Source organism: Streptomyces sp. CB01580 (genome assembly GCF_001905795.1).
Lineage (GTDB): Bacteria > Actinomycetota > Actinomycetes > Streptomycetales > Streptomycetaceae > Streptomyces.
On the sequence record NZ_LIXJ01000020.1, the window covers coordinates 28,980 to 45,522 of the forward strand.

Here is a 16,543-nt window from a genome sequence, read left to right on the forward strand (position 1 = left end):
CCCGGGACCGGTCAGGGTCCGTACTGACGGGAACGCCGCGTGTGGGAGTACTCCCCTCCGCCCAAGAAACAGTACAGGAAACACCAAAGGAAGGTAAAGAGACTCCTAAAGGATCACCAAAACACCAGGCCGGAGGTGGTGTGAAGGAGGGCGGGGCGGTGTGGTCAGGGGCCGCTCGGCGCGCCGCGGCTCAGCGGCGCCAGGTGCTGCGGGCCGCGGCCACCTGGGCCAGGACGTCGTCGAGCACCCGGCTGCCGGGCGGCACCCTGAGCGGCTCGTACGTCCAGGCGTGGCCCACCCAGGGGTCGGCCAGGTGGTCGTCGGCGACCGGGGTGAGCCGGAGCAGCGAGCGCCACAGCGGATCGAGCACCGGCCCGTAGGCGGCGGCGTCCTCGCGGTCCGCGACCATCAGCAGATGGACGCCGACCGAAGGCCCCTCGTCGGCCAGGTAGCGCAGTTGGGTGACGGCCCGGTCGTCGAAGCCGTGGGGGAAGTCGTTGACGATCAGCAGGTGCTGGCCGGTGTCCACGTCCGGCGGCAGCGAGTCGGCGGCGCCCGCCCGGATGGCCATCTGGACCAGGTCCACGCGCCGGGTGAGCCGGGCGAGGACCGAGGTGACCCCTCCGGGGCCCGCTGCGGGCGGCTCGACGAGCGCCCCGGACCGGACCAGCGGGGCGAGCGGTCCGGCCGCCGCGCCCGCGGGGTCGATGACGTGCACGGAGAACTCGTCGGCCGGGTACACGGCCAGCAGCCGGGCCGCGTGCGCGACGGCGCTCTCCATGGCCAGACGGCGCAGTTGCGCGGTGTCCGCCAGGGCCGCCGCCCCGGACGCCGTGCGGCCGCTGTCGACCCAGATACCGCGCTCCAACGGGAGCCGTACCAGCAGCGGGATACGCAGACCGGTGGCCTCGGGCAGATGGAGGTCGCCGATCCGCAGTGCCATGGGGATCTCCATCGGGACGCGGTAGGCGTGCCAGACGGGGTTGTCCCATCCCGCGTACGCGGTGGGGAGCGCGGGTTCCACCACGGCGGCTTCGGCGGTGAGCTGCGCGATGTCGCGGTCGAGTGCCTCCTTCGCCCGGGAGGTGAGTTCGTCGCGCTTGGCACGGGCCTGTTCACGGGCCCGGTCCCCGGCGCCGCCGATCCGGTTGCGCGGGTCGGACAGCGTCCGGTCGAGTTCCTGCTCCATGCGGGACTCGGCGAATTCGACGGCGCTGCGGTACGCGGCGGTGGTGCGGGCCAGATCTTCGAACATGCCCCAGATCTGGTTGTAGAGGCGCTCCTCCATGGACCAGCCGGTGGCGTCCCCGGCGACGGGCTGGGCGGGGCTGCCGGGCGCGGCGGGCAGCGCGGTGGGAGGGGGCGGCGGGGGTGCGGAGGTCTGGCGGCGCGGGTGGGTGTAGTCGACGGGGCCGCCCGTGGCGGCGGTGCCCGGCGGCGGGGCGGGCTGGGTGAGTGGCTCGGCCCCGGGGGTCGTGGGCGGGGCGGCAGGGACCGGGGGGACGTCCGGGGCCGGTGCGGGGCGCGGGCCGTGGCCGACGCGATCACCGTCCGGGGTGCGGGGCGGCGGCGGTGCGACCGTGCGGGCCGTCGCGCGGGTGACGGCTTCCTGGATCGAGTGGGCCAGCTCGGCCGCCCCGTTCAGGCCCTGGTCGGCGAGCATGGCGGCGAGGCCGCCCGCGTAGCCCTGGCCGATGGCGCGGACCTTCCAGGCGCCCTGGCGGCGGTAGAGCTCCAGGGCCGCGACGGCCGATTCGGTGTCGAGCCCGGTGAGGGTGAAGGTGGCGATCTCGTCGCCGTCGAGCCCGGTGACCGCGACGAAGGGCGCGGCGACCGCGCCGAAGCGGACCGGGCCGCCGATGCCCGTGGGCAGGGCCAGCAGCACGGTGATCCGGTGCACCTCGGCCGGCACGGCGTCGAGGTCGGCGGCGAGCCGGTGGCCGGCGGCGGCCTGGCGGGGAACTTCGAGCCCGGGCAGCCGGGGCGCGCCGGGGTGGGCGACCCATTCGGCGCCGTGGACGGTGCCGTTCTCGTCGGCGAGCGTGACACCTGCCACGACGGGCGTGCCGGCCGATACCCGGATCTCCAGTCGGGTCTGGGGCAAGGTGTGGTTCTGCCCCCGGACCAGCTCGGCCGTCATTGCCCTGTCCCCTCGACGAGTTGCTGCTGCGCTGTGCGGTGTCGCCCGGTGCCGTGCGGCACCATGTGATGCAGCTCCCGGCGGCCGTTGCCTCCGGGAGCTGCGCGTATCCATGTCGGCCGGCTGGTCCGGCCGTGCTCACGCACCGGGGGCGACAGGGAGCGGGAGCTCCGCCTCCTGCCACCCCAGGCCGTTACAGATGCGGCAGGATCGCCGGCATCAGGTCCTGGAAGGTACGGCCGTTGGCCGGGTTGCCGAGGGCGGTCATCTGCCATCCGTTCCCCGAACGGTGCACCTTCGCCATGATCTGGGCGGTGTACTGCCCGCCGCCGTCCAGCGTGTAGCGGGCGAGCTCCTGCCCGTTGGTCTCGTCGACGAGGCGGCAGAAGGCGTTCTGCACCTCCTGGAACGTCTGGCCGGTGAAGGAGTTCACCGTGAAGACGATCTGGTCGATGTGGACCGGCACGCGCTGGAGGTCGACGAGGATCGCCTCGTCGTCGCCGCCCGAACCGGCGCCTCCGACCAGGTTGTCCCCGGTGTGCTTGACCGATCCGTCGTCACTGACGAGGTGGCGGAAGAAGACCACGTCGACCGGCTGCTTGTCGGCGAACAGCACCGCCGACGCGTCGAGGTCGATCTCCCGCGTGCGCGAGCCGAACAGGCCGCGGCGCGGTGCCGCCTGCCAGCCGAGCCCCATCCGCACCGCGGTCAGGGTTCCCCCGTCGCTCTTCTGCAGGCTGATGGCCTGGCCCTTGGTCATATTGACCGTCACGCGCTGTCCCCTCTCGGCTTGCCCCGCAACCATCCGTGCGCGGTGTTCTCAGCACCCTACGCAGTCGCACTGACAACGAGGCTGCTTGAGGTGTTTTTGTGTCGGTCCTGCAACACATCGACCGCCTGGCGGTCAGGCGAGACCCGCTTCCCGCATCTGACGCAGCTCCTTCTTCAGCTCGCCGACCTCGTCGCGCAACCGGGCCGCCACTTCGAACTGCAGGTCCGCGGCGGCTGCCCGCATGCGTTCGGTCATCTCCTCGATGATTCCGGCGAGTTCGGTGGCCGGCCGGTCGGTGACCACGGCGGCGGCCTTCTTCCCGGAGCCGGACGCCTTGGCACCGAGTGCGGGGACAGGGGCCTTGGCCCCCTTGGCCTGGCGGTAGCCGGTGCCGAGCAGTTGCTCGGTGTCGACCTCCTCGCGGGCGATCGTCGCGACGATGTCGTTGATCTTCTTGCGCAACGGCTGGGGGTCGATGCCGCGCTCGGTGTTGTAGGCGATCTGCTTCTCGCGGCGACGGTTGGTCTCGTCGATGGCCTGCGCCATCGCCGGGGTGATCGTGTCCGCGTACATGTGGACCTGCCCCGACACGTTGCGGGCGGCGCGCCCGATGGTCTGGATCAGGGACGTGCCCGAGCGCAGAAAGCCCTGCTTGTCCGCGTCGAGGATGGCGACGAGCGACACCTCGGGGAGGTCGAGGCCCTCTCGCAGGAGGTTGATGCCGACCAGGACGTCGTACTCGCCGGAGCGCAGCTCGCGCAGCAGCTCGACACGGCGCAGGGTGTCCACGTCGCTGTGGAGGTAGCGGACCTGGATGCCGAGCTCCAGGAAGTAGTCGGTGAGGTCCTCGGCCATCTTCTTGGTGAGGGTGGTGACGAGGACGCGTTCGTCCTTCTCGGTGCGCTTGCGGATCTCGTGCACCAGGTCGTCGATCTGACCCTCGGTGGGCTTGACGACGACCTCCGGGTCGACGAGGCCGGTGGGACGGATGATCTGCTCCACGAAGCCGTCGCTCCGGGACAGCTCGTACGTTCCGGGGGTGGCCGAGAGGTAGACCGTCTGGTTGATCCGGCCCAGGAACTCCTCCCACTTCAGCGGGCGGTTGTCGAGCGCCGAGGGCAGCCGGAAGCCGTGGTCGACGAGGGTGCGCTTCCGGGACGCGTCGCCCTCGTACATGGCACCGATCTGCGGCACGGTGACGTGCGACTCGTCGAGGACGAGGAGGAAGTCCTCGGGGAAGTAGTCGAGAAGGGTGTTGGGGGCGGTCCCGGGCGAGCGGTCGTCGAAGTGCATCGAGTAGTTCTCGACCCCGGAGCAGGTGCCGATCTGCCGGAGCATCTCGATGTCGTACGTGGTGCGCATCCGCAGTCGCTGGGCCTCCAGCATCTTGCCCTGCTTCTCCAGCTCGGCGAGGCGCTCCTCCAGCTCCCGCTCGATGCCGTTGACCGCCTTCTCCATGCGCTCGGGGCCCGCGACGTAGTGGCTGGCGGGGAAGACGTGGAGGGACTCGTCCTCGCTGATCACCTCGCCGGTGAGCGGGTGGAGAGTGGAGAGCGCCTCGATCTCGTCGCCGAACATCTCGATGCGGACGGCGAGCTCCTCGTAGACCGGGAAGATCTCGATGGTGTCGCCGCGGACCCGGAACGTGCCGCGGGTGAACGCGAGGTCGTTGCGGGTGTACTGGATCTCGACGAAGCGGCGCAGCAGCTCGTCGCGGTCGATCTCGTCGCCGACCTTGAGCGGAACCATCCGGTCCACGTACTCCTGCGGCGTACCGAGGCCGTAGATGCAGGAGACGGAGGCGACCACGACGACATCGCGCCGGGTGAGCAGCGAATTCGTCGCGGAGTGGCGCAGCCGCTCGACCTCCTCGTTGATCGAGGAGTCCTTCTCGATGTAGGTGTCCGACTGGGGGACGTACGCCTCGGGCTGGTAGTAGTCGTAGTACGAGACGAAGTACTCGACGGCGTTGTTGGGCAGGAGCTCACGGAACTCGTTCGCCAGCTGGGCCGCGAGCGTCTTGTTCGGCGCCATCACGAGGGTGGGGCGCTGCAGCTTCTCGATCATCCAGGCGGTGGTCGCCGATTTGCCGGTACCGGTCGCGCCGAGCAGAACGACGTCCTTCTCACCCGCGCGGATGCGCCGGTCCAGCTCGACGATGGCCGCGGGCTGATCGCCGCTGGGCTGGTAGGGACTGACGACCTCGAAAGGCGCCACCGAACGTTCGATCTTCGAAACGGGCCGCATGACACCACCGTACGACCCCCCACTGACAACCGGGTCCGCTCGGCCGTCACGCCGGTCCCGGAACCTGCGGCGGGCGCCGGACCTGGGTCACCAGTCTCCGGGCGGTGCGGGGTCGCGCGGGCGGGAGTGGAACGAGGCCGGGTCGGCGTACGTACCGAAGCTGGGGACCTGCCGCCGTGCCGGGGCTCCGACCGGTCCGTCGGCCCCGCCCCCGGCCCTGGTGTCGTTCCAGTCCGGGGTGCCCATCACCATCAGGGGGTCGAACATCACGACGACGGCGGCGAGCAGCAGGAAGCAGCCGGGGCCGACCAGCAGCGGCAGGAGGGGCACGGTCGAGCTGTCGGTGGCGGCGTCGCCGGTCAGGGCGGCCGGGTGCAGATGGACGCTGAGCGCGGCCATGCCCGTGTAGTGCATGCCGCTCACTGCGACGGCCATGACGACGCTGGCGCCGAGACCGCCCAGGAAGCCCTGCACGGAGACGGCCGCCCAGAGCGCGGTCGTGGCGGCCACCACGGCGATGACGACGGAGAGCACCACGGTGAGCGTGTCGTACTCCAGCCGTCCCTCCAGTCGCATTCCGGCCATGCCCAGGTAGTGCATGGTGGCCATGCCGAGCCCGGTGATGGTGCCTCCGGTCACCAGTGCCATGCGGGTGGCGCGCCGGTATCCGACGACGAAGATCCCGACGGCGACCATGCCGATGACGACCGCGAGGCTGGCGAAGGTGATCGGCTTGTCGTAGCCGATGGTCACCCCGTCGATGGTGAAGCCCATCATCGCGACGAAGTGCATCGTCCATATGCCGGAGCCGATGGAGGTCGCGCCGAGGGCCAGCCAGCCCGCCTTGAAGGAACGCTCGGTGCGCAGCGAACGGGTCGTGCAGCGCAGCCCGAGGGCCGCGCTGAGACAGGCCATCAGAAAGGCCGCGACGGGCGTCACCGCGCCGTAGCTGAAACCATCGATCGTGCCCTGCATGCTCGTACGCCCTTCGCGGAAGCCCGGGTCCGGGGGTGACCCTAAGCCGCGAGGCCCGGCAAACAAACAGAAGAGCTGCATTTTATCGACATGGAGATCGGCCCGTGACCCGGTCCCGGCGGCGGCCCCGGGTTGTGGCCGTCCTTCGTCTGTCGCCGGCCGGGTCACCACTGGCACTCTCGGCCCGTCCGTAACTCCGATGCGAGGAGTACACGTGTACGCACGTACCGCAACCGCCTTCGTCGCCGCCGTCCTGCTGGGCGTCGGCGCGCTGCCGATATCGACGGCCGACGCGCAGACCACGGCCGACGCGCAGACCACGGGAACGAGCACGGTCACGGGTTTACGGGCCGGGAGCGCCCGGACCCCCGTCACCGAACCGCTCAACCCGGCCGCCTCGGCCCTCTCGACCGTCCCGGTTGTCTCGGCCGCCACAACTGCCTCGGCCGCTTCCACCATGCCGGTCACTCCGGCCGACGCGGTCGCCCCGGCCGACGCGGTCGCTCCGGTCGTCTTCGCCCACCGGGGTGCTTCGGCCTACGCCCCGGAGAACACCCTGGCCGCCGTCGACAAGGCCGACATGCTCGGCTTCGACTGGGTGGAGAACGATGTCCAGCTGACCCGCGACGGTGTGCCGGTGGTCATGCACGACACCGATCTGAGGCGGACCACCGATGCCGAAGAGATCTTCCCGGACCGTTCCCCCTGGGCGGTCAAGGACTTCACGGCGGCCGAGATCGCCCGACTGGACGCGGGCAGCTGGTTCGGTCCGCAGTTCACCGGCACCCGGGTACCGACCCTCACGCAGTACCTGGACCGCGTCGAGCGCAATGACCAGAAGCTGCTGCTGGAGATCAAGAGCCCGGAGATCTACCCGGGGATCGAGAGGGAGACCCTTCGGGTGCTGCGCCGGAAGGGGTGGCTCGACCGCGCGCACGTCAGGAACAGGCTCGTCGTCCAGAGCTTCGGCGCGGACAGCGTGAAGCGGGTGCATCAGCAGCGACCGGACGTCACGACCGGCTTCCTCGGGACGCCTCCGGTGGCTGATCTGCCCTCGTACGCGGCGTTCACCGATCAGATCAACCCCTCGTTCACGTCGGTCTCGGCGGACTACGTGGAGGCGGTGCACGCCCTGAAGGGCGCCCACGGCAAGGTTCTCCGGGTCAACACCTGGACGGTCGACGACGCGACGAACGCGGTGAGGGCGGCGGGCTTCGGTGTCGACGGGATCATCACGAACAGGCCGGACGTCGTGCGCGAGGCCACGGGCTGACGACGGCGCGCAGCGGCGGACGGCGGCGCGCACTGCTCGATGGCGGCGCGCGCGGTTGTCCGCGGCGCGCGTCGGCGGGCCCCGGTCCGCCGGACCGGGGCCGGGGGCCGGGGGCCGGTGTCAGCCGGGGCCAGGGCCGGGGGCCGGTGTCAGTGGTCGGTCGTACGGTGGTTCCCATGAACAGCAACGGGGTTGTCGAGTGGGCCGTCGTCGAGAGCGACATCGGCCCGCTGCTGCTCGCCGCGACCGGTACGGGGCTGGTGAACGTGGTCTTCCACGCCCGCCCCGAGGTGCGGGAGAGGGCACTCGCACAGTTGCGGGCGCGGCTCGGTGCAGAACCGGTGGAAAATCCCGGTTCCGCACGGCTCGCCGGGCCGATACGCGAGCTCGCGGCGTATTTCCGGGGTTCGCCGCGGGAGTTCTCGCTCGAACTGGACTGGTCGCTGACCTCCGGCTTCAACCGCCAGGTGCTGCGTGAACTGGCGGTGGGCGTGCCGTACGGGACCGTCGTCGGCTACGGCGACCTGGCCGCGCGCGTGGGGCAGCCGAGGGCGGCACAGGCGGTGGGGGCGGCCATGGGCTCCAATCCCCTGCCGGTGGTGGTGCCGTGCCACCGGGTGGTGGAGAGCGACGGCGGACTGGGCGGGTTCGGCGGCGGGCTCGACACCAAGCGGAAGCTGCTGGCCCTGGAAGGCGTGCTGCCGCAGCCGCTGTTCTGACGTCCTGGCGTGGGCCATCTTCTGCTCACATGCTCCGGCGCGCCCGTGCTCCGGCACTCCGGCACGGCTGGTTCCCGTGCTTCGCTCCGGGCGGTGAGGCCGCGGCGCGGTGCCGTACGCCGTACGGAGCCCGAGCGCGCACACCTCCGTTCCACGCCCGCGTCGCACGGCCGCATTTCGTACCCGTGTGCGGGCTGACACACTGCGTCAGTGACCAACCCCCTCGATGCTCCTGACACATCCACCCGGCCCGCCCGGTCCGCCCGGCCCGCCCGGTCCGCCGAGCGGCTCTCCGCGGGCGATCTTCCCGCGCTGCGGCGCAGAACGTCCGCCGTGCTGATAGCCAGCCAGATACTCGGCGGTCTCGGCGTGCCCATCGGTATCGCGCTGGCACCGGTCCTGGCCTCCGAGGTGAGCGGTTCCGAGGCCCTGTCGGGTCTGGCACCGACGGCTTCGGTGGCGGGCACTGCGCTGCTCTCGCTGCCGCTGGCGGCACTGATGACCTCGCGCGGCCGGCGCCCCGGTCTCGTGCTCGCGTATCTGATCGGTGCTCTCGGCGCGGGGCTCGTGGTCGTGGCGACCGTCGTGGAGAACTTTCCGCTGCTGCTGTTCGGGATGGCCGCGTTCGGTGCCGGTTCCTCGGCCAATCTGCAGGCCCGGTTCGCCGCCGCGGATCTGGTCGAGCCGGACCGCCGGGGGCGGGCGATCTCCACCGTCATCTGGGCCACGACCATCGGCTCGGTTCTCGGCCCGAACATCGCGGCCCCGGTGGGACGACTCTTCCGCGGCACGGCGATATCCGAGCATGCGGGCCCGTTCTTCTTCGCGGCCGCGATCTTCCTGTTCGCCGCCCTGCTCGTCGCGGTGCTGTTGCGCCCGGACCCGCTGATGACCGCTCGGGCCCTGGCTCCGCAGGGCGACACGTCTCCCGCGGGCCGGTCGCTGCGGGCCGGATTCACGGCGGTCCGGGGATCGGCGAGGGCGCGTCTGGCCCTGGTGACGGTGGCCGTGTCGCACACCGCGATGGTGTCGATCATGGTGATGACGCCCGTCCACCTGGGCCACCACGGCGCCGGACTCCAACTGATCGGGCTCGTCATCAGCGGCCACATCGCGGGGATGTACGCGTTCTCCCCGGTGATGGGCTGGCTGTCCGACCGGTTCGGCCGACTGGCCGTGATCGGCCTGGCGATCGGGCTGCTCTCCTGCGCCGCACTTCTGGCCGGCACCGCGGGTGCCAGCCACGGCCGGACCGCTGCGGGCCTGTTCCTGCTGGGCCTGGGCTGGTCGGCCGGGCTGGTCTCCGGTTCGGCGCTGCTCACCGATTCCGTACCGCAGCCCGCCCGCGCCGCCGTGCAGGGGCTTTCGGACCTGACCATGAACACGGCGGCGGGCGTCGGCGGCGCCATCGCCGGGCTGATCGTCGCCCGGGTCGGCTACGGCTGGCTGAACGCGGTGGCGGCATGCCTGCTGCTCCCGCTCGCGGCGATGGCACTGCGCCGGTCCCTCGCTCGGCCCACCGCGCACGAAGCACCCGGGACGCCGACACCCGACGCGCCAGGTACTCCGGGGCCCGGCGCGTCGGCGCCCACGGCAACCGCGGGACTCGCGCCGCCCGCCGCCGAGCACTGACGTCTCACCGAAAGGCGCTGACGCCTCGAAGGCGCTCGTGAAGCCTCACGAGTGGCGCGACCTCGCGTTCCGGGCACCCTCGCGGTCGGTGCGGGGGCGCCACGGGCGGTGCGAGGTCACCACCGGTGCGGCTTCGGCCGAGGCGTCGGGAGTGATCGCCGATCCATCAGCGGCCTCAGAAGCTTCAGAGCCTTCAGCGGCTTCAGAGGCAGATGTGGTACGCCTTGCGCAGCGTCTCGTGCACGGTCCATGTCGTACGGTCGCCCTCACGCAGTACGCAGGCGTCCCCCGGCCCGATCTCCAGCGTCGCCCCGCCCTCGACCGCCACGGTGGCCCGGCCGCTGACGACCACGAACAGTTCGTCGGCCTCCGTGTCGGTGACGACGCCGGGCGTGATCTGCCAGATGCCGCGCACCTGCTTGCCGTCGGGTGATTCCCACAGGACCTTGCCCGTCACGACAGGTTCGCCCGAGACGATCTGAGCGGGGTCGAGCGGTTCGGGTTCGAGTTCCGCGTCCGGAATGTGCACGACGAACGAGGCCGGAGACTGATCATGTGTAGTCATGGCCGGTCACCATAGCGGCCCCTTCGCGACGTTTCGCCACCAGGATCGAAAGCATCTCGCCACCAGGGCCGGAAGAGCGCCTGAAGGGCACGCACATGGGGAGGGCGGAGCTTCCGTACGTTTGAGGGCGGCACACCCGCGACAGGGATGTGGACATGTCATTGACTGCGTCGGACGGCGCGCACCCCTACACCCCCGTCCTCTCCACCGAGGTACGGGCGGCTCTCGCCACGCACCAGCCCATCGTCGCCCTGGAATCGACGATCATCGCCCACGGCCTGCCACGTCCCCGCAACCTGCGGGTCGCCGAGGAGCTCGAAGGACTGGTGCGGGCCGCGGGCGCGGTCCCCGCCACGATCGCCGTGCTCGACGGAAAGGCCCACATCGGCCTGGACGAGGACGCGCTGGAACGGGTCGCCACCGATCCGGCGATGCGCAAACTGGGCCACCGCGATCTCGCCCCGGCCCTGGCGACGGGTGCGAGCGGGGCGACGACCGTGTCCGCGACGGCGTTCCTCGCCGCCCGCGGTGGACTGCGCGTCTTCGCGACCGGCGGGCTCGGGGGCGTCCACCGGGAATGGACACGGACCCAGGACGAGTCGGCGGACCTGCGGCTCCTCGCGCGGACCGGCATCACGGTGGTGTGCGCGGGGGTGAAGTCGATCCTGGATGTCCCCGCCACCCTGCAGCGGCTGGAGACGCTGGGTGTCGGGGTCCTCGGCTACGGCACCGAGCACTTCCCCGGCTTCTACCTGCACAGCTCGGGAGAACCGGTCGACTGGACGGTGCGGACGCCCGAGGAGGTCGCGGAGGTGATGCGGGCCCAGGACGCGCTGGGCGGCCCCGCCTCCGCACTGGTCGTCGCCAATCCCGTGCCCGTACGGGACCAATTGGATCCCGGGCTTCACGACCACGTGCTGGCGGAGGCCCTCGACGCGTGCCGGAAGCGCGGCATCGTAGGTCAAGCCGTCACCCCCTTCCTGCTGGACAGGCTGATGCGACGGACCGAGGGGGCCTCGTTGGAGGCGAATCTGGCGGCCGTACGCGGAAACGTGTCGCTCGCCGCCCGGATCGCCACCGCGTGGACGGCCCGCGCACATGACGCGGTGGGGCACTCCGACGACCGGAACGCGACGCGCCGCGACGGTACGCGGTGAACGGAGCCGGATCGAGAGGTACGGGGAGCGTCGCCGGACCAGGAGACACGAGGAAAGCGGCCGGACCGGAAGGTGCGGGAAACCCCGCCGCGCCGACGCCCATGGGTCCCGGTGCCGTGCCGACGCCCATCGGTCCCGGTGCCGTGCCGGCGCCCATGGGCTCCCGTACCGTGCCGGCGCCCGACGGCCGGTCGACGGCCCGCGGCGGGCTTCTCGTCATCGGAGACGTGGTCACCGACGTGGTGGCACGGCATGCGAAGGAGCTGGCCCGTGGTACGGACACCTCCGCCCTGATCCGCACCCTGCCGGGCGGCGCGGGCGCCAACGTCGCCTGCTGGGCGGCACGTTCGGGCTGTTCCGACGTACGGCTGCTGGCACGGGTCGGCGCCGACAGCGCGGCCTGGCACCGGGACGCACTGCGCCGGGCGGGCGTGCGCTGCCTGCTGGCCGTGGACGACGAGGCACCGACCGCCACCGTCGTCGCCCTCGTCGACTCCGCCGCCGAGCGCACCTTCCTCACCGACAGCGGCGCCGTGCTGCGCCTCTCCCCCGGCGATTGGTCGCCGTCGATGCTCGACGGAATCGGTCATCTCCACCTCTCCGGATACCTCCTCTTCGCCACGACGAGCAGGGCGACCGTTCTGCTCGCGCTGCGGGAGGCACGACGGCGGCGGATCACGGTGAGCATCGACCCGGCCTCGGCCGGGTTTCTCGCCGAACTGGGCGTGCACCGCTTCCTGACCGCGGTGGAGGGCGTGGACCTGTTGCTGCCAACACGGACGAGGCCCACCTGCTCACCGGGCTCACGGAACCGGCGGATGCCGCGGCCGAGTTGAGCCTCCGGGTGCCCCGGGTGGTCGTCACGCTCGGCGAGGGCGGCGCGCTGCTGGCCGTGTCGGGCACGGTGACGAGGCGCATTCCGGCCGTTCCGGTGCAGCGGGCGGTGGACTCGACGGGCGCGGGCGACGCGTTCACCGGCGGCCTCCTCGCTGCCCTGCTGTCGGGGGCGGACGACGCCTCGGCCGTGGCGGCGGGCTGTCGTTCGGGGGCCGAGGCGGTCACCAGGATGGGCGGCCGCCCGGGCCCGTGAAGGCTGCCCGACGACCGGGCGGGCGAGGTGTCGGACGGCCGGACCCGCGAAGGCTGCCCGCGGACCGGGACGTGGCATGCCCCGCCGTCGCCGGGTGGCTCCCGCCCGCCACTCGTCACTCGTTCCGCCGCCATCCGGTCCACGCGGGGCGCAGCGGGTCGTCGGCCCGTACCACCGCGTCCGCACGATCGCCGGGCGCCACCTCTTCCTCGTAACGCGCGAACGCGGGCAGGGTCCAGCGCTCGCTCTCCTCGGTGCGCCGCCGCAGCGCGCCCGGCGACAACCGAAGATGGACGCTCAGGTCGAACGGGAACCAGTGCCCCAGCAGCAACGGACCGTGCACCACCAACACGCCTCCCTCGGGCAGGATCCGGTACGGACTGCGCGTGGCCCGGTCCGTCACGGGATCCCACAGGTCGGGCAGCACGCGCCCGCTGCCGTCCGCCTCCAGCGGACCGAGCACCTCGCGCCACAGCGCGCCCGTGTCGAACCAACCGCTGTAGTACGAGTCGGGGTCCTCCTTGCCGTACTCGTACCGGAGGCTCGCCGGCCGTAGGAATCCCTCGGTCGACACGACGAGCACCGCACGTCCCCGGACCCGCAGCGCCTCTGCGACCTTCTGCGCCGGCTCACCCGTGCGGGCCGCCGGAGCCCCGTCGACGGCGATCCTCGTCCAGGGGCCGGCACCGGCCGGCTCCAGGCCGTCGACACGCGCGGCAAACGACTCGGCCAGCCGCTCCCAGGTGATCGCTTCGAATCGCATCACGCGGAATCGCATCACGCCGGAGGGCGTCACGTCGAGTCCCGCCGCTTCCGGTCCCGCCGAGCCCAGTCCCGCCGCTTCCGGTCCCGCCGAGTCCGGTCCCGTCGCTTCCGGTCCCGCCGAGTCCGATCGCGTCGAGTGCGTCCCGTCCGATCGCGTCGCGTCGCATCACTTCGAACCGCGCGCCACTGTCATCGCTCCCGCTCGGTGCGTCGGACCCGGCCGTGCGAGGGACGCGCGAACGTGCCGCGCCGGATCCGGACCGCCCTCGGACATGCCACTACTTCGTGCGGCAGGACGGCGCCTCGGCGTCGTCGGAGAGCTCGCTGCCCTCGGGCAGCAGGTAGGTCACCCACAGCACCACGGGTTCCGGCCCCAGGTTGCGCCCGATATGGCGGTGACGGGCGCCGGAGGGCTCGATGAACGACGAACCGGCGGACGTCACCTCGACCGAGCAGTCGTGCAGCGTGCGCGTCAGCGTCCCGGACTTGACGACGGCGATCAGCTGACCGCGGTGGGTGTGCCAGCCGGTGGAACCCCCGGGCTCGACCGTGATGGTCCGGAAGGTCACATCGGTACGGCCGTCGGGGGTCCTCACCTTCAGCTTCCCCACCGACGTGCCCTTCGCGACCACCGTGCCGCTCACACCACTGCCGGGGGTGGCCACGGCCGACGACGACGCGAACCCGAGCACGGCCACGCAGCCGCCCGCGACCAGCACCCGGGCAAGGCGTGCTCCTCGTCCCCGTCGCATCCACGCTCCCGGATGGCCACGCCGTCCATCGCTTCCCGGCCGTCCGTCGATTGCGCGCTTTCCGCCGGTCGTGCGCCGCGCGTCGCTTGCCCGCCATCCGCCGGTGATGCGCTGTCCGCCGATCCTCACGTACGACTCCTCGCCTCGGCCTCCGGAAGCCGCAACGCTTCGAGCGCATCAGCACGTCAGCACACCGGGCGCATCAGCACACCGGGGCGCGCCGACCGCTCCGGACGTACCGACCGCTCCGGACGCGTCGGCCATCCGGAGGCATCCAGGGTCCTTCGAACGCCCCCACGCTACCCACCTGTTGCCCCGACGAACCTCCTCGTCCGCCGAACCCCACGGGCCACCGCCCACGCGTCGCCGCCCGCGCGCCCTCGAACACACCCGCGCCGGACCGCACCGTGTCCGGCCCGCCGTTCACTCCCCGCGGAGTTCGGCGGCGAGCGGTCCGTCGCCGGTCACCTCGGCGCGCCCGTTCCCGACCGCCTCGGCGAGGGTCAACTCGCCCCGTCCGAGCGCGAGACACGCTTCGACGTCGAGCGCGATGCGGGCATCCGCACGGGCGGCCGGGCCGTCCCCGTACACCGCCGCACCGGTCGACGGCTCCCCCGCACCGCCGTCCACGTCCGCGGCGCCGCCTGCCGCACCGCGCCGCGCGCCGGGCGTCCCACCACCGGCGCGCACATGGAACTCGCCCTCGTCCAGGCGGACTTCGACGATCCCCGCATGCGTCGTCCCGTCCAGGACGCGCAACAACGGCAGCGCGAACCAGTGCGCCCGTACGGCATCGGTGGGTCGCCGTTCGTCGAGCGCGGGCGCCCCCCATTCGGCGAGCGCGGAGAGCACGGGCAGCAACCCACGGCCGCGTTCCGTCAGTTCGTACACCGAGGCCGCGGCGGGCGGCGGAAGGCGGCGGCGGGTGACCAGACCGTTGTGCTCCATGTCCTTGAGCCGGGAGGCGAGGACGTCCGTACTGACGCCGGGCAGGTCCGCGTGGAGGTCCGTGTAGCGGCGCGGGCCCGCCAGCAGTTCACGGACGATCAGCAGGGTCCACCGGTCGCCCACGGAATCGAGGGAGCGCGCGGTGGCACAGAACTGGTCGTAACTCCGGCGGCGGGGCGGACGCGTTGCGGCTTGCTGCTGACGTGGCATGCGACGCAGTCTAGACATGTTGTTGGACTTTCCAAGCCCGAGCTTGGTAAAACCAAGTATCGCAATCAGGTCGGGGAGGCCACCGCATGGAATTCCGGCAGTCCAGCAAGCTCGACGAGGTCTGTTACGAGATCCGGGGCCCGGTCATCGAGCACGCCAACGCCCTGGAGGAGGCGGGCCACAGCGTGCTCCGCCTCAACACCGGCAACCCCGCGCTGTTCGGTTTCGAGGCGCCCGAGGAAGTCGTCCAGGACATGATCCGGATGCTTCCGCAGGCGCACGGCTACACCGACTCGCGCGGCATCCTCTCCGCGCGCCGCGCGGTGGTGCAGCGCTACCAGGCGATGGGGCTGACGGATGTCGGCGTCGACGACGTCTTCCTCGGCAACGGCGTCTCCGAGCTGATCTCCATGGCCGTCCAGGCGCTGCTGGAGGACGGTGACGAGGTCCTCGTCCCGTCTCCCGACTACCCGTTGTGGACGGCGGTGGTGACCCTCGCGGGCGGCAAGGCGGTGCACTACGCCTGCGACGAGGCCTCGGACTGGAATCCCGACCTGGAGGACATGGCCTCGAAGATCAGCGACCGCACCAAGGCCGTCGTGATCATCAATCCGAACAACCCGACCGGCGCCGTCTATCCGCGCGAGATCCTCGAAGGCATCCTCGATCTGGCGCGCAGGCACGGCCTGATGGTGTTCGCCGACGAGATCTACGACCAGATCCTCTACGACGACGTCGAGCACCACACCGTGGCGTCCCTCGCCCCCGACCTGCTCTGCCTCACGTTCAGCGGACTGTCGAAGACGTACCGCGTCGCGGGCTTCCGCTCCGGCTGGCTGGTGATCTCCGGCCCCCAGCAGCACGCCCGCAGCTATCTGGAGGGGCTCACCACCCTCGCTTCCATGCGCCTGTGCCCCAACGCGCCGGCGCAGTACGCCATTCAGGCGGCGCTCGGTGGCCGGCAGTCGATCCGGGAACTGGTCGCGCCCGGCGGCAGACTGCACGAACAGCGGAACCGTGCCTGGGAGAAACTGAACGAGATCCCCGGTGTGTCGTGTGTGAAGCCGAAGGGCGCGCTGTACGCGTTTCCGCGCATCGATCCGAAGGTGCATCCGATCGTCGACGACGAGAAGTTCGTCCTGGACCTGCTGCTGCGGGAGAAGATCCAGGTCGTACAGGGCACGGGCTTCAACTGGCCGCGGCCCGACCACTTCCGGATCCTGACACTCCCGTACGCTGACGACCTCGACGCGGCCATCAGCCGCATCGGCCGCTTCCTGACCGGATACCGCCAGTGA

Annotated in this window: 13 protein-coding genes and 1 pseudogene; 6 read left to right on the forward strand and 8 right to left on the reverse strand. The window is 71.5% G+C overall.

Annotated elements, in window-relative coordinates; translation table 11 throughout:
• Window positions 1-190 precede the first annotated feature (190 nt).
• From AMK22_RS25270 to AMK22_RS25285, 4 genes are all read right to left on the reverse strand, one after another.
• Window positions 191-2,140 carry a TerD family protein gene (locus AMK22_RS25270; RefSeq protein WP_073788637.1) on the reverse strand — a complete coding sequence of 650 codons (1,950 nt, stop codon included), beginning with the start codon at window positions 2,138-2,140 and terminating at the stop codon, window positions 191-193.
• A gap of 193 nt (window positions 2,141-2,333) precedes the next feature.
• Window positions 2,334-2,912 (reverse strand): TerD family protein, encoded by a 579-nt coding sequence (locus AMK22_RS25275; protein ID WP_073788639.1) that lies wholly within the window; start codon window positions 2,910-2,912, stop codon window positions 2,334-2,336.
• Between the two features lie 132 nt (window positions 2,913-3,044).
• Window positions 3,045-5,159 (reverse strand): excinuclease ABC subunit UvrB, encoded by a 2,115-nt coding sequence (gene uvrB / locus AMK22_RS25280; protein ID WP_073788641.1) that lies wholly within the window; start codon window positions 5,157-5,159, stop codon window positions 3,045-3,047.
• Between the two features lie 87 nt (window positions 5,160-5,246).
• Window positions 5,247-6,134 (reverse strand): MHYT domain-containing protein, encoded by an 888-nt coding sequence (locus AMK22_RS25285; RefSeq protein ID WP_073788642.1) that lies wholly within the window; start codon window positions 6,132-6,134, stop codon window positions 5,247-5,249.
• A gap of 457 nt (window positions 6,135-6,591) precedes the next feature.
• On the opposite strand from AMK22_RS25285, the gene AMK22_RS25290 reads away from it, so the two are divergent.
• The 3 genes from AMK22_RS25290 to AMK22_RS25300 all read left to right on the forward strand — a co-directional run bounded on the left by AMK22_RS25290 (window position 6,592) and on the right by AMK22_RS25300 (window position 9,758).
• Window positions 6,592-7,407 carry a glycerophosphodiester phosphodiesterase gene (locus AMK22_RS25290; protein ID WP_073788912.1) on the forward strand — a complete coding sequence of 272 codons (816 nt, stop codon included), beginning with the start codon at window positions 6,592-6,594 and terminating at the stop codon, window positions 7,405-7,407.
• A gap of 176 nt (window positions 7,408-7,583) precedes the next feature.
• A complete protein-coding gene (locus AMK22_RS25295) occupies window positions 7,584-8,126 on the forward strand; it encodes a methylated-DNA--[protein]-cysteine S-methyltransferase (protein ID WP_073788644.1) in 543 nt (180 codons plus the stop codon).
• A gap of 210 nt (window positions 8,127-8,336) precedes the next feature.
• Window positions 8,337-9,758 carry an MFS transporter gene (locus AMK22_RS25300; protein WP_079186392.1) on the forward strand — a complete coding sequence of 474 codons (1,422 nt, stop codon included), beginning with the start codon at window positions 8,337-8,339 and terminating at the stop codon, window positions 9,756-9,758.
• A gap of 202 nt (window positions 9,759-9,960) precedes the next feature.
• Here AMK22_RS25300 and AMK22_RS25305 read toward each other — a convergent pair whose 3' ends face one another.
• The gene (locus AMK22_RS25305; RefSeq protein WP_073788646.1) at window positions 9,961-10,323 is read right to left on the reverse strand and encodes a cupin domain-containing protein; all 363 of its coding nucleotides are present in this window, start codon (window positions 10,321-10,323) and stop codon (window positions 9,961-9,963) included.
• A gap of 155 nt (window positions 10,324-10,478) precedes the next feature.
• Between AMK22_RS25305 and AMK22_RS25310 the strand changes: the two genes are divergently transcribed.
• On the forward strand, window positions 10,479-11,480 hold the full coding sequence (locus AMK22_RS25310) for a pseudouridine-5'-phosphate glycosidase (RefSeq protein WP_079186393.1): 1,002 nt from the start codon (window positions 10,479-10,481) through the stop codon (window positions 11,478-11,480).
• 155 nt (window positions 11,481-11,635) lie between these two features.
• Window positions 11,636-12,570: pseudogene (locus AMK22_RS25315) on the forward strand (carbohydrate kinase family protein).
• A gap of 115 nt (window positions 12,571-12,685) precedes the next feature.
• On the opposite strand, the gene AMK22_RS25320 reads toward AMK22_RS25315, so the two are convergent.
• From AMK22_RS25320 to AMK22_RS25330, 3 genes are all read right to left on the reverse strand, one after another.
• The gene (locus AMK22_RS25320) at window positions 12,686-13,333 is read right to left on the reverse strand and encodes a uridine kinase (protein ID WP_073788648.1); all 648 of its coding nucleotides are present in this window, start codon (window positions 13,331-13,333) and stop codon (window positions 12,686-12,688) included.
• A 280-nt stretch (window positions 13,334-13,613) separates the two neighbouring features.
• Window positions 13,614-14,087: a cupin domain-containing protein gene (locus tag AMK22_RS25325; RefSeq protein WP_073788650.1), complete on the reverse strand. Its 474-nt coding sequence runs from the start codon at window positions 14,085-14,087 to the stop codon at window positions 13,614-13,616.
• 423 nt (window positions 14,088-14,510) lie between these two features.
• Complete coding sequence (locus tag AMK22_RS25330) at window positions 14,511-15,245, reverse strand: winged helix-turn-helix transcriptional regulator (protein ID WP_079186394.1); 735 nt, start codon at window positions 15,243-15,245, stop codon at window positions 14,511-14,513.
• A gap of 86 nt (window positions 15,246-15,331) precedes the next feature.
• Between AMK22_RS25330 and AMK22_RS25335 the strand changes: the two genes are divergently transcribed.
• Complete coding sequence (locus AMK22_RS25335) at window positions 15,332-16,543, forward strand: pyridoxal phosphate-dependent aminotransferase (protein ID WP_073788653.1); 1,212 nt, start codon at window positions 15,332-15,334, stop codon at window positions 16,541-16,543.

Bases quoted from the DNA above. Each gene is read 5' to 3' on its own strand.
- AMK22_RS25330 (WP_079186394.1), bottom strand. From the start codon at position 15,245: ATGCCACGTCAGCAGCAAGCCGCAACGCGTCCGCCCCGCCGCCGGAGT.
- uvrB (WP_073788641.1), bottom strand. From the start codon at position 5,159: ATGCGGCCCGTTTCGAAGATCGAACGTTCGGTGGCGCCTTTCGAGGTC.
- AMK22_RS25270 (WP_073788637.1), bottom strand. From the start codon at position 2,140: ATGACGGCCGAGCTGGTCCGGGGGCAGAACCACACCTTGCCCCAGACC.
- AMK22_RS25285 (WP_073788642.1), bottom strand. From the start codon at position 6,134: ATGCAGGGCACGATCGATGGTTTCAGCTACGGCGCGGTGACGCCCGTC.
- AMK22_RS25310 (WP_079186393.1), top strand. From the start codon at position 10,479: ATGTCATTGACTGCGTCGGACGGCGCGCACCCCTACACCCCCGTCCTC.
- AMK22_RS25335 (WP_073788653.1), top strand. From the start codon at position 15,332: ATGGAATTCCGGCAGTCCAGCAAGCTCGACGAGGTCTGTTACGAGATC.
- AMK22_RS25325 (WP_073788650.1), bottom strand. From the start codon at position 14,087: ATGCGACGGGGACGAGGAGCACGCCTTGCCCGGGTGCTGGTCGCGGGC.
- AMK22_RS25320 (WP_073788648.1), bottom strand. From the start codon at position 13,333: ATGCGATTCGAAGCGATCACCTGGGAGCGGCTGGCCGAGTCGTTTGCC.
- AMK22_RS25305 (WP_073788646.1), bottom strand. From the start codon at position 10,323: ATGACTACACATGATCAGTCTCCGGCCTCGTTCGTCGTGCACATTCCG.
- AMK22_RS25290 (WP_073788912.1), top strand. From the start codon at position 6,592: ATGCCGGTCACTCCGGCCGACGCGGTCGCCCCGGCCGACGCGGTCGCT.
- AMK22_RS25295 (WP_073788644.1), top strand. From the start codon at position 7,584: ATGAACAGCAACGGGGTTGTCGAGTGGGCCGTCGTCGAGAGCGACATC.